Below are 12,517 nucleotides of genomic sequence, written 5' to 3' on the forward strand. Positions count from 1 at the left end.
GCCCTCCTACAGCAGTCCGACAGCGGTGTCGACGGCGCCCGCCACGTCCCCGTCGGCCGGGTACAGGAGCGTGCGCCCGGCGACCAGGCCCTGCACGGTCGGCAGTTGGAGCGCCCCGCGCCACTTCTCGTAGGCGGCGTCGCCGTCGTCGCCGAGGTCGCCTCCGAGCAGGACGGCGGGCAGGGTCGAGGTCTCCATGACGCGCGCCATGTCGTCCGGATTCTCCGTCACGGGCACCTTCAGCCAGGTGTACGCCGATGTCCCGGCGAGCCCCGACGCGATGGCGATGGAGGTGGTGACGGCCTCGGCGCTCAGGTCGTTGCGCGGCGGTCCGCCCTCGGGGGCGCGCCGGCAGAGGAACGGCTCGACGAAGACGGGCAGCTTCCGCGCGGCCATGGCGTCGACGGCGCGGGCGCTGGAGTGCAGCGTGTCGAGCGAGCCGCGGTCCTCGTAGTCGACCCGGAGCAGGAGCTTGCCCGCGTCGAAGCCGAGCCGGGCGATGTCCTCGGCGCGGTACCCCGTGAACCGGTCGTCCAGCTCGAACGAGGCCCCCGCGAGCCCGCCGCGGTTCATCGACCCCATGACGACCTTGCCGTCGAGGGCGCCGAGCAGCAGCAGGTCCTCCAGGATGTCGGCGGTGGCGAGCACGCCGTCCACGCGGGGCCGCGAGAGCGCCAGGCAGAGCCGCTCCAGGAGATCCCCGCGGTGGGCCATGGCCAGCTTGTCCCCGCCGACGGACAGGGCGCCCCGCGCGGGATGGTCGGCGGCGATGATCATCAGCCGGCCGCCGTCACCGAGGAGCGGGCGGCGCACGCGCCGGGCGGCCGCTTCGGCGATGGCCTCGGGGTGTCCGGCCCGGGTCCTGACGAGCGCCGTGACGTCAACCATGGGTCACGGGTCCCGCGGCGAGCGCCGCGTCGACCTCGTCCGGGAACGGCATCGCGGACGAGCACTCCAACCGCGACGCGACGATGGCGCCCGCCGCGTTGGCGTACCGCATGGTCCGCGCCAGCTCCCACCCGGCGAGCAGCCCGTGGCACAGCGCCCCGCCGAAGGCGTCCCCGGCGCCTAGGCCGTTGAGCACCGTCACGGGCAGCGGCGGCACCTCGGCGCGCTCGCCCGCGCGGTTCATCGCGAGGACCCCCGCGGGGCCCTGCTTGACCACGGCGAGTTCGACGCCGGAGTCCAGCAACGCGCGGGCGGCGGCCTCCGGTTCCCGTACGCCCGTGGCGATCTCGACCTCGTCGAGGTTGCCGACCGCGACCGTGGCCCGCGCGAGCGCCTCGGCGTAGAAGCCCCGGGCCTCCTGCGCCCGCTCCCAGAACATCGGCCGCCAGTCGAGGTCGAAGACGGTGAGGCCCGCCCTGGCGCGGGCGCTCAGCGCGGCCAGCGTCGCCGAGCGGCTCGGCTCCGCGCAGAGCCCCGTGCCCGTCATCCAGAACACCCGTGCGGACGCGATCGCTTTCAGGTCGAGTTCCTTCTCGTGGATGTCGAGATCGGGGGCCTTCGGCTGCCGGTAGAAGTAGAGCGGGAAGTCGTCCGGCGGGAAGACCTCGCAGAAGGTCACCGGGGTGGGCAGGCCCGCGACGCCGCTCACCCAGCGGTCGTCGACCCCGAACTCCCGCAGCTCGCGGTGGAGGTAGTCCCCGAAGGGGTCCTGGCCCGTGCGCGTGATCACCGCCACCCGGCGGCCGAGCCGGGACGCGGCCACGGCGACGTTCGACGCCGAGCCGCCGAGGAACTTCCCGAAGGTGCTGACGTCGGCGAGCGCCACCCCGGCCTGCAAGGGGTACAGATCCACCCCGATCCGGCCCATCGTGATCACGTCGTACGGATCGCTGGCGTCGTACGGATCGGTCACCCTGCACTCCTCCTCGGCGTCGCCCCCTTGGACCCACCCCTAGGTCTATGCCGCCCCAAGAACCCTGTCAACACATTGTCCTTACATTCGGACCACTCCTTGACACCGTTCCGCGGCGCCCTGAAAGCTGGCGTGCATGACGACGCTGTCACGCATCCGGATCGGCTCGGCACCCGACTCCTGGGGGGTGTGGTTCCCCGAGGATCCGGGCCAGGTCCCGTGGACCCGCTTCCTCGACGAGGTGGCGGACTCCGGATACGAGTGGATCGAGCTCGGTCCGTACGGCTACCTGCCCGGCGATCCGGCCGTCCTGACCGCCGAGACGCAGAAGCGCGGCCTGAGGGTGTCGGCCGGGACCGTCTTCACGGGCCTGCACCACGGGCCCTCCGTCTGGGACAAGACCTGGGCCCACGTGGCCGACAACGCCGCCCTCGCGCAGGCGATGGGCGCCGAGCACCTCGTGGTCATCCCGTCCTTCTGGCGCGACGACAAGACCGGCGAGGTCCTGGAGGACCGCACGCTCACCCCGGAGCAGTGGCGTCAGCTCACGGTCCAGACCGAGCGCCTCGCGCACGAGGTGCGCGAGCGCTACGGCCTGCGCGTGGTCGTCCATCCGCACGCCGACACGCACATCGACGACGAGGAGAACGTCACCCGCTTCCTGGACGCGACCGACGCGGACCTGGTCTCGCTCTGTCTGGACACGGGGCACTACGCCTACTGCGGCGGCGACAGCGTCAAGCTGATCGAGACGTACGGCGAGCGCATCGGCTATCTGCACCTCAAGCAGGTCGACCCGGCCGTCCTCGCCGAAGTACGCGCCCAGGAGCTGCCGTTCGGGCCCGCCGTGGCCCGTGGCGTGATGTGCGAGCCGCCGACCGGGGTGCCCGCCATCGAGCCCGTCCTCGCGGCGGCCCAGAAGCTGGGCGTGGACCTGTTCGCCATCGTCGAGCAGGACATGTACCCGTGCCCGCCGGACAAGCCGCTGCCCATCGCCCGCCGCACCCGGTCGTATCTGCGCTCCTGCGGCGCCTAGCGGGATGGACGGCTGGGAGGTCGCGCTCGCCGCACCGCACCCCCGGCTGCGCCCCGGGGTCATCAGCTACCGCGGGTTCCGGCTCGCGCTCGGCCGGCCGCGGCGCAGGCTGGAGGTGCCCATCGGGGCGGTGACGCTGGTGCTCGGCTTCGTGCCCGAGCACCCGGTGCGGATATCCGGGCTCGCGGGGGCGCGGCAGGAGCCGGTGACGCTGGTCTCGGTGCTCTCGGGGCTCGGTACGACACCGGTGCTCGGCGAGCACGACGGGCGCCTCGCGGGCATCGAGGTGCTGCTCGCCCCGTGGGCCGCCTTCACCCTCTTCGACACCGCCCTGCACGAGGTGGCCGACCGGAACCTCGACCCGGACGCGCTCGGCGTCCGGCCGGGCCCGGGCCGCTGGGCCAGCGTGGCCGACCTCGCGGCGGCGCTGGGCGCGCTGCCCTCGTGGCGGGCCCGGTTCGCGCTCCTGGACGAGGTCTTCGCCCGCTGGGCGGACGCCGGGCCGCCGTGCTGCGGGCGGACCGTGCGGGCCTGGGACGAGCTGGTGCGCACCCGGGGCGCCGCTCCCGTGGGGCACATCGCCGACGAGGTCGGCTGGAGCGTGCGGCAGCTGGAGAACCGCTTCCGGGAGCGGATCGGCATCGGACCCAAGGCCGCGGGCCGGGTCCTGCGGCTCCAGCGGGCCCGGCGGATGCTGATGGCGGGGCACACCCAGGCGGAGACGGCCGCGGCCTGCGGGTACTACGACCAGGCGCATCTCAGCGGCGAGTTCAAGGCCATGACGGGCTGCACGCCGCGCGAGTTCGCCGCGGTCCGGCGCACCCCGCGGGCGCCCGGCGGCGGACCGCCGGGGACCGACCGGCTCGCGGACGAGCCGACGAGCCTGGTCCTGGCCTGAAGGGATCCACCGGGCGCGCGGTGCGGCTCTCCGCCCGTGCGGCGAGAGGCTTCCGGGCTGCGTGACGCTTCCGCGCGGTGCGGTTTTTTCCAATACCGGAGCAGCCCGGCGGCGGCACCCTGTTGCCCTCGAACCATCCGGCCCGGGGGAACCCTCGATGCCGTCGCGGCACGGGGGGTGCAGGGAAGCCGGTGGACCGGGCCCGGCGCAGCGGGCCCGGTCCACCTCGCTTCGGCACCCGGCCCGGCGCCCGGGTCCGCGCGCCGGATACGCGCCGCGCTTCCGCGCCGCCCGAATGCATCACAAGCGTCACAAACAACCTCCTCCTGTCACACATGTCCCGTATACGCGGGTCTTGCGTCACAGGGAGTCGACAGCCGCCCTCCCGCGCTCACCAAGCGTCGTTCACCGGGCACAGGCTGAGTGATCGCCAGCGCCGCGCCGCAGCTCCCCCGACGGCTCCCCCGAGCCGCCCCTGTGGCGCCCGCAGGGAGGTGTCATCGATGACCGACCGAAAGCTCTGGTCGTACAAGGAGATCGCCGCGCACATCCGGGTGCAGCCCGACACCGTGCGCTCCTACCGCAAGCACGGCTTGCTCCCCGACCCCGACCACGTGGAGTCGGGAAAGCCCTACTGGTTCGCGGACACCATCCGCGCCTGGGTCGCCGCGAGGCCGGGCAACCGCGGGCGCAGAGACTGACCGCCCCGCTGGGACACCACCCTCGGCCCCCTCGGTGGCCCCCTCGTTGAGGTGTACCCCCTAGGGGTATAGAGTGGTGAGTGTCGGGAGGGCTCCGGGAACACCGGGACCCCTTCCGCACATTACGACGCACACGCAGGCACGCACACCCGCCGCACCCTCACCGAGGAGAACGACATGAGCGCCCAGACCGAGCTCCCGCAGGCAGAGACCACCGGCTCCTGCTGCTCCCCCAGCGGTTCCTGCCACTCCGGCGACGCCGCGACGCCGTCGGGTGCCGTGACGACCGTGTACGAGGTGACCGGCATGACCTGTGGTCACTGCGAGGGCGCGGTCTCCGACGAGATCTCGGAGATCGCCGGCGTCGGCTCGGTCAAGGCGGTGGCCGCCACCGGCCTGGTGACCGTGGTCTCCGAGGCCCCGCTCGACGAGGCCGCGGTCCGCGCCGCCGTCGACGAGGCGGGCTACGAGCTCACCGGCGTCAGCAAGGCCTGACCCGCACCCTGCCGGGTACCCCGGGCCCTGTGGCACCGCCACGGGGCCCGCAGCCGCTTCACCCCAGACGCATGAAAGAGCCATGAACGAAGTCGAACTCGCCGTCGGCGGAATGACCTGCGCCTCCTGTTCCGCCCGCATCGAGAAGAAGCTGAACCGCGTGGAGGGCGTGACCGCGTCGGTCAACCTCGCCACGGAGAAGGCGAAGGTCTCGTACGCGCAAGGGGTCGAGGTCGCCCAGCTGATCGCGACGGTCGAGAAACTGGGCTACAGCGCACAGGAGATCGTCCCGGCACCACCCGAGCCGGAGGTGCCGGACGCGGGCGCGGCAGGCGCGGCGGGCGCGGCGGACGGCAGTGCGCCGGACGCGGGTGCGCCGGCCACCACCGCCGACATCACCGAGCCGGACACCCTCCGGCAGCGGCTCATCGGCTCGGCGCTGCTCTCCCTGCCCGTCGTGCTGCTCGCGATGGTCTCCCCGCTCCAGTTCGACAACTGGCAGTGGCTCTCGCTGACCCTGGCCGCGCCCGTCGTCGTCTGGGGCGGGTACCCCTTCCACCGGGCCGCGTTCACGAATCTGCGGCACGGCGCCGCGACCATGGACACCCTGGTGTCGGTGGGCACGCTCGCCGCGTTCGGCTGGTCGCTGTGGGCGCTCTTCCTCGGGGACGCGGGGATGCCGGGGATGCGGCACGGCTTCACGTTCACCGTCTCGCGCGCCGACGCCGCCTCGACGATCTATCTCGAAGTCGCCGCGGGCGTCGTCACGTTCATCCTGCTCGGCCGCTGGCTGGAGGCCCGCTCGAAGCGGAAGGCGGGCGCCGCGCTGCGCTCCCTGCTCGCCCTGGGCGCCAAGGACGCGGCCGTGCTGCGGGACGGCGCGGAGGTCCGGGTGCCGGTCGCGCGCCTGGTGGTCGGCGATCGCTTCGTCGTACGCCCCGGGGAGACCGTCCCGACCGACGGCACCGTCGTCGAGGGCGCGTCCGCGGTCGACGTCTCGATGCTGACCGGCGAGTCCGTGCCGGTGGACGTGACCGCGGGCGACGCGGTGACCGGCGCGACCGCGAACGTCTCGGGGCGGCTCCTGGTCGAGGCCACGCGGGTCGGCTCCGGCACCCAACTGGCCAGGATCGCCAGGCTCGTCGAGGACGCGCAGACCGGCAAGGCCCAGGTGCAGCGCCTGGCCGACCGGATCGCCGGGATCTTCGTGCCGGTGGTCCTGGTGATCGCCACCGCCACGCTCGGCGGCTGGCTCGGCGCCACCGGCGACGTGACCGCCGCCTTCACCGCGGCCGTCGCCGTTCTGATCATCGCCTGCCCGTGCGCCCTCGGTCTCGCGACCCCGACCGCCCTGATGGTCGGCACGGGGCGCGGCGCGCAGCTCGGCATCCTCATCAAGGGGCCCGAAGTCCTGGAGTCCACCCGCCGGGTGGACACCGTCGTCCTGGACAAGACCGGGACGGTGACGACGGGACGGATGACCCTGCGGGACGTGTACGCCGCCGGGGGGACCGAGGAGAAGCAGCTGCTGCGCCTCGCGGGGGCCCTGGAGCACGCCTCGGAGCATCCCGTGGCCCGGGCGGTGGCGGCGGGCGCCGCCGCCGAGTTGGGGCTCTCCACGGGCGCCCTGCCGCCCGTGGAGGGGTTCCGGAACGTCGCGGGGTCGGGCGTGCGGGGCACGGTGGAAGGCCACGAGGTCCTCGCGGGCCGTGAGCGGCTCCTGGCGGACGCGGGAGTCGAGGGGCTCGCCCCGGTGGCCGCGCTCAGGGCGGAGGCCGAGGCGGCGGGCCGTACGGCCGTCCTGGTCGCCTGGGGCGGTGTGGCGCGCGGTGTCCTCACCGTCGCCGACACCGTGAAGGACACCAGCGCCGAAGCGGTGCGCGAGCTGCGTGCCCTGGGCCTGGCGCCGGTGCTGCTCACCGGGGACAACCGCGCCGTCGCCGAGGCGGTGGCGGAGGCGGTCGGCATCGACGCGGACGCCGTGTACGCCGAGGTCCTGCCCGAGGAGAAGGCCGGCGTCGTCCGGCGGCTGCGGGACGAGGGCAAGGTCGTCGCGATGGTCGGGGACGGGGTGAACGACGCCGCCGCACTCGCCACCGCCGACCTGGGTCTGGCGATGGGGACGGGCACGGACGCGGCCATCGAGGCGAGTGATCTGACCCTGGTGCGCGGGGACTTGCGCGGGGCCGCCGACGCGATCAGGCTCTCCCGTAAGACCCTCGCCACCATCAAAGGCAATCTATTCTGGGCCTTCGGCTACAACGTCGCCGCGCTGCCGCTCGCCGCGGCGGGGCTCCTGAATCCCATGATCGCGGGAGCCGCGATGGCTTTTTCCTCTGTCTTTGTCGTCACCAACAGCCTGCGACTCAGAACTTTCACATAGTCTCTTCACATAGTGGTCGCAGCATCCTCACGCATGAGTCCCGATCGGCATATCGGGCCTCTTGCGCATGTACAGGACATATGATGGAGACGCAGATCACAGCGATCTGAACGTAACCATTGAGGGAGCTCGCGAGTCTAAGAGGACGATGCCAGAGACGTCTTGGGGGACGTCTCTAGACATCGGGGACATCTTGGGGGATGTTCCTAGGAATGCGTTGGCCGGGGCACGTGCACCGGGGAGCTTTGAGCGGCCCTCCCGATACGTACGCGTCCCGGCAGATCGCAGCAGTACGACTGGCGCGCTGCCACCACAGACGCCCGGCCGGATCCCGTGGGGGGAATCCGCACCGGGAAACAGGAAAGCGCCCCGACCGTCGACCCGTGGGGGGATCGGCGGCGGGGCGCTTTTCGCTTGCCCGGAAGGTCAGCGACCCTCGACCGGGACGAAGTCGCGCAGGACCTCGCCGGTGTAGATCTGGCGCGGGCGCCCGATGCGGGATCCCGGCTCCTTGATCATCTCGTGCCACTGCGCGATCCAGCCCGGAAGCCGGCCCAGCGCGAACAGCACGGTGAACATCTCGGTCGGGAAGCCCATCGCGCGGTAGATGAGGCCCGTGTAGAAGTCCACGTTCGGGTAGAGCTTGCGCTCGACGAAGTAGTCGTCGGCCAGCGCGTGCTCTTCGAGCTTGAGGGCGATGTCCAGGAGCTCGTCGTCCTTGCCGAGCGCCGACAGGACGTCGTGCGCGGCAGCCTTGATGATCTTCGCCCGGGGGTCGAAGTTCTTGTAGACGCGGTGCCCGAAGCCCATGAGCTTCACGCCGTCTTCCTTGTTCTTCACCTTGCGGATGAAGTTGTCGACGTCGCCGCCGTCCTGCTTGATGCCTTCGAGCATCTCCAGGACGGACTGGTTGGCGCCACCGTGCAGCGGGCCCCAGAGGGCCGAGATGCCGGCGGAGATCGAGGCGAACATGTTCGCCTGCGACGAGCCGACCAGGCGCACGGTGGAGGTCGAACAGTTCTGCTCGTGGTCCGCGTGCAGGATCAGGAGCTTGTCCAGGGCGGCGACGACGACCGGGTCGAGGTCGTACTCGGCGGCCGGGACCGAGAAGGTCATGCGCAGGAAGTTCTCGACGTAGCCGAGGTCGTTGCGCGGGTAGACGACCGGGTGGCCCACGGACTTCTTGTAGGCGTACGCGGCGATCGTCGGAAGCTTGGCGAGAAGGCGGATCGTCGAGAGGTGACGCTGCTTCTCGTCGAACGGGTTGTGGCTGTCCTGGTAGAACGTCGACAGCGCGCTGACCACGGACGACAGCATGGCCATCGGGTGGGCGTCACGCGGGAAGCCGTCGTAGAACCGCTTGACGTCCTCGTGCAGCAGGGTGTGCTGCGTGATCTCGTTCTTGAAGCTGGCGAGCTCGTCGACCTTCGGCAGTTCGCCGTTGATCAGCAGGTACGCCACCTCGGTGAAGGTGGAGCGCTCGGCCAGCTGCTCGATCGGGTAGCCGCGGTACCGGAGGATCCCCTGCTCACCGTCGAGATAGGTGATGGCGGATTTATACGCGGCGGTGTTGCCATAGCCGCTGTCCAGGGTCACCAGACCGGTCTGGGCGCGGAGCTTCCCGATGTCGAAGCCCTTGTCGCCGACGGTCGAATCGATCACCGGGTAGGTGTACTCGCCATCGCCGTACCGCAGTACTACAGCGTTGTTACCGTTCTCGCTCACGTCATCCCTCACCGACGTTGTGCCTCTTCTTCGAGGTGCCCTGACTGTCTCTACCATCCCCCATTTGGCCCTGGAGAGTGCACTCGGGGTCGACCATTGGGCCTATTGGCGGCACTGAGTGCCGCCAACCTACTCATCCTGCCCCTCTTCGCCCTGGTTGCGGAAGTGGTGTGTGACCTTTCCTACTCGTTTGATCGATCAAAATTTCCGGGCCCGGATCCGGGGGTGGATCCGGAGGTCGATCCAGGGGCGGATCCGCGCGGGGAACCAGGTGCGGAGCCACGGCCTCCGGCGAGCCGGAAATCCAGGGCCGTACAGCGTCTGCCCGCCGAGACCGTGCGCACCGCTTGTCCCAGAGCCTTGCGCGAACCGACCAGGACGACCAGCTTCTTGGCGCGCGTGACCGCCGTGTAGAGCAGGTTCCGTTGCAGCATCATCCATGCCCCCGTCGTCACGGGGATCACCACCGCGGGGTACTCGCTGCCCTGGGAGCGGTGGATGGTGACCGCGTACGCGTGCGCCAGTTCGTCCAGTTCGTCGAAGTCGTACGGAATCTCCTCGTCCTCGTCCGTGCGGACGGTGAGCCGCTGCTCGTCGGAGTCGAGCGAGGTGACTACTCCGACGGTGCCATTGAAGACGCCGTTCTGCCCCTTCTCGTAGTTGTTGCGGATCTGGGTGACCTTGTCGCCGACGCGGAACACCCGGCCGCCGAAGCGCTTCTCCGGGACGTCGGGCCGGCCGGGGGTGATGGCCTGCTGGAGCAGGCCGTTCAGGTTGCCCGCGCCCGCGGGGCCGCGGTGCATGGGGGCGAGCACCTGGACGTCGCGGCGCGGGTCGAGGCCGAACTTGGCCGGGATGCGGCGCGCGGCCACGTCCACCGTGACCCGGCCCGCGTCCTCCGTCTCGTCCTCCACGAAGAGGAAGAAGTCCGAGAGGCCCTGGGTGATGGGCGGCACCCCCGAGTTAATGCGGTGGGCGTTCGTGACGACGCCGGACTGCTGGGCCTGGCGGAAGATGTGGGTGAGCCGGACGGCGGGGATCGGGCTGTGCTCGGCGAGCATGTCCCGCAGCACCTCGCCCGCGCCGACGCTCGGCAGCTGGTCCACGTCTCCGACGAACAGGAGGTGGGCGCCGGGGGCGACGGCCTTCACCAGCTTGTTCGCCAGGAGCAGGTCCAGCATGGACGCCTCGTCGACCACGACGAGGTCGGCGTCGAGCGGACGGTCCTTGTCGTACGCGGCGTCTCCTCCCGGCTTCAGCTCCAGGAGGCGGTGCACTGTGGACGCCTCGGCCCCGGTGAGCTCGGCGAGGCGCTTGGCGGCGCGGCCCGTGGGGGCGGCGAGGACGACCTTGGCCTTCTTGGCGCGGGCCAGCTCCACGATGGACCGGACCGTGAAGGACTTTCCGCAGCCGGGGCCGCCGGTGAGGACGGCCGTCTTCTGCGTCAGCGCGAGCTTGACCGCTTCCTTCTGGCCGGGGGCCAGGTCGGCGCCGGTGCGGGCGGCGAGCCAGGACAGGGCCTTGTCCCAGTCCACGTCCCGGAAGGCGGGCATGCGGTCCTCGGGGGCGCGCAGGAGGCGCAGGAGCTGGGCGGAGAGGGAGAGTTCCGCGCGGTGGAAGGGGACGAGGTAGACGGCGGTGACCTCTTCTGCGCCGTGGGGTCCGGCGTGGGCGCCGCTGAGGGGCGCGCTGTGGGGGCCGCTGTCCGGGGCGGGGACCCTCTCGCGCACGACGCCTTCCTCCTCCGTGGCCAGCTCCGCGAGGCAGTCGATGACCAGGCCCGTGTCCACCTGGAGCAGCTTCACCGCGTCCGCGATGAGGCGCTCCTCGGGGAGGTAGCAGTTGCCCTGGTCGGTGGACTGGGAGAGGGCGTACTGAAGGCCCGCCTTGACCCGTTCGGGGCTGTCGTGCGGGATGCCGACGGACTGGGCGATGCGGTCGGCGGTGAGGAAGCCGATGCCCCAGACGTCGGCGGCGAGGCGGTAGGGCTGGTTCTTCACCATGGAGATGGAGGCGTCCGCGTACTTCTTGTAGATGCGGACGGCGATGGAGGTGGAGACGCCGACGCCCTGGAGGAAGACCATGACTTCCTTGATGGCCTTCTGCTCCTCCCAGGCCGCGGCGATCATCTTTGTGCGCTTGGGTCCGAGGCCGGGGACCTCGACGAGGCGCCCCGGCTCCTTCTCGATGATGTCGAGGGTGTCCACGCCGAAGTGGGTGGTGACGCGGTCGGCCATGACGGGGCCGATGCCCTTGATGAGACCGGAGCCGAGATAGCGGCGGATGCCCTGGATCGTGGCGGGGAGGACGGTGGTGTAGTTCTCCACCGTGAACTGCTTGCCGTACTGGGCGTGGGAGCCCCAGCGGCCCTCCATGCGGAGGGACTCGCCCACCTGGGCGCCCAGCAGCGCGCCGACGACGGTGAGGAGATCGCCGGCGCCGCGGCCGGTGTCCACCCGGGCGACCGTGTAGCCGTTCTCCTCGTTGGCGTACGTGATCCGCTCCAGCACGCCTTCCAACGTGGCCAACCGGCGGTCCGCTTCTGCCTCTTGCCTGGACATGATCCGACGGTACCGGCCGGGTCCGACAGCGCGGGGAGCCTGTGGACAAGTGGAGGCCGGGCAGTGGTGACGGCCGACTACGAAGGGGCCCGGTCTCGCGACCGGGCCCCTTCGGGTCTCCCCTCCCCTGTCGGCCTTCCGGCGATCCCCCCAGATCCCCCCCACGGAAGTCCCGACGCAAAGTACGACCCGCGTCGGGGCGGAAGGGTTGCACGGGCAAGGCCATGTTTTTTCGGGGTGCCGAGGAAGTCGGGCGGACGTAGCTTTTAACGCATGAGCGAAGAATCTGCCGAAAACACCCCGGGAACCGGAACCGGGCCCGGAGCCGCTCCGGAGTCCTCGCTGGAGAAGGACGTCCTCGACGAGCTCGGGGACGACAAGCTCCAGGAGATCGCGGGGCTGCTCGGGACGGATGCCGCGGGGGCGCAGGACGTCGTGGGGACCACGGTGAACGCGCTTTCGGGGAACCTCCAGGAGAAGGCGGAGGACCCCGCGGAGGCCGAGGAGGTCGAACAGGCCTTCGCCGAAGCGACGCCTCCGCAGGGGATCGCCGGGTTCGGAGGGTTCGGGGGGCTCGCGGCGGGCGGGATGCTGTCGGGGGTCCTCGCGAAGATGAGCAGGCCCGTGGCCAGTGCGGTCGCGAAGAAGACGGGGCTGCCGGCGCCCACCGTGACGCGCGTGATCGAGCTGCTGATCCCGGTGCTCCTGACGGTCCTGACCAAACGGGCCCGGACGTCCCCGAAGCCGGGGTCCGCGGGCTCCTCGTCCGGAGGCGGCATCGGGGACCTGCTGGGCCAGATCCTGGGCGGCAACAAGAAGCGGTGACCCTGCGCGCCGGCGCTGCGGGGTCCCGCAGC

10 protein-coding genes are annotated in these 12,517 nt (G+C 71.3%); 6 read left to right on the forward strand and 4 right to left on the reverse strand.

From position 1 onward, the window contains the following. Window positions 1–6: 6 nt before the first annotated feature. Together QBL25_RS16420 and iolC are read right to left on the reverse strand one after the other, a co-directional pair. Complete coding sequence (locus tag QBL25_RS16420; RefSeq protein WP_409057779.1) at window positions 7–888, reverse strand: deoxyribose-phosphate aldolase; 882 nt, start codon at window positions 886–888, stop codon at window positions 7–9. Next, complete coding sequence (iolC, locus tag QBL25_RS16425) at window positions 881–1,861, reverse strand: 5-dehydro-2-deoxygluconokinase (RefSeq protein ID WP_409057780.1); 981 nt, start codon at window positions 1,859–1,861, stop codon at window positions 881–883. The genes QBL25_RS16420 and iolC overlap by 8 nt, the downstream gene beginning before the upstream one ends. 136 nt (window positions 1,862–1,997) lie before the next feature. Between iolC and QBL25_RS16430 the strand changes: the two genes are divergently transcribed. The 5 genes from QBL25_RS16430 (at window position 1,998) to QBL25_RS16450 (ending at window position 7,374) form a co-directional block, all read left to right on the forward strand. Beyond that, on the forward strand, window positions 1,998–2,897 hold the full coding sequence (locus QBL25_RS16430; RefSeq protein ID WP_409057781.1) for a sugar phosphate isomerase/epimerase family protein: 900 nt from the start codon (window positions 1,998–2,000) through the stop codon (window positions 2,895–2,897). A 4-nt stretch (window positions 2,898–2,901) separates the two neighbouring features. Beyond that, the gene (locus tag QBL25_RS16435; RefSeq protein WP_409057782.1) at window positions 2,902–3,795 is read left to right on the forward strand and encodes a helix-turn-helix domain-containing protein; all 894 of its coding nucleotides are present in this window, start codon (window positions 2,902–2,904) and stop codon (window positions 3,793–3,795) included. 503 nt (window positions 3,796–4,298) lie between these two features. Next, window positions 4,299–4,496: a MarR family transcriptional regulator gene (locus QBL25_RS16440; RefSeq protein WP_409057783.1), complete on the forward strand. Its 198-nt coding sequence runs from the start codon at window positions 4,299–4,301 to the stop codon at window positions 4,494–4,496. Between the two features lie 177 nt (window positions 4,497–4,673). Beyond that, window positions 4,674–4,991 carry a heavy-metal-associated domain-containing protein gene (locus tag QBL25_RS16445; protein ID WP_409057784.1) on the forward strand — a complete coding sequence of 106 codons (318 nt, stop codon included), beginning with the start codon at window positions 4,674–4,676 and terminating at the stop codon, window positions 4,989–4,991. 82 nt (window positions 4,992–5,073) lie between these two features. Next, window positions 5,074–7,374, forward strand: coding sequence for a heavy metal translocating P-type ATPase (locus QBL25_RS16450; RefSeq protein ID WP_409057785.1), 2,301 nt, complete (start codon window positions 5,074–5,076; stop codon window positions 7,372–7,374). A 426-nt stretch (window positions 7,375–7,800) separates the two neighbouring features. On the opposite strand, the gene QBL25_RS16455 is transcribed toward QBL25_RS16450, so the two are convergent. Beyond that, entirely contained in the window at window positions 7,801–9,099 is a 1,299-nt protein-coding gene (locus QBL25_RS16455; protein WP_409057786.1) for a citrate synthase, read from the reverse strand. Between the two features lie 182 nt (window positions 9,100–9,281). Continuing rightward, the gene (locus QBL25_RS16460) at window positions 9,282–11,660 is read right to left on the reverse strand and encodes an ATP-dependent RecD-like DNA helicase (protein ID WP_409057787.1); all 2,379 of its coding nucleotides are present in this window, start codon (window positions 11,658–11,660) and stop codon (window positions 9,282–9,284) included. 273 nt (window positions 11,661–11,933) lie between these two features. Here QBL25_RS16460 and QBL25_RS16465 point away from each other — a divergent pair, with 273 nt between their 5' ends. Next, the gene (locus QBL25_RS16465; RefSeq protein ID WP_409057788.1) at window positions 11,934–12,485 is read left to right on the forward strand and encodes a DUF937 domain-containing protein; all 552 of its coding nucleotides are present in this window, start codon (window positions 11,934–11,936) and stop codon (window positions 12,483–12,485) included. Window positions 12,486–12,517 lie beyond the last annotated feature (32 nt).

This window comes from Streptomyces sp. SYP-A7185 (genome assembly GCF_046103685.1).
Classification (GTDB): domain Bacteria; phylum Actinomycetota; class Actinomycetes; order Streptomycetales; family Streptomycetaceae; genus Streptomyces.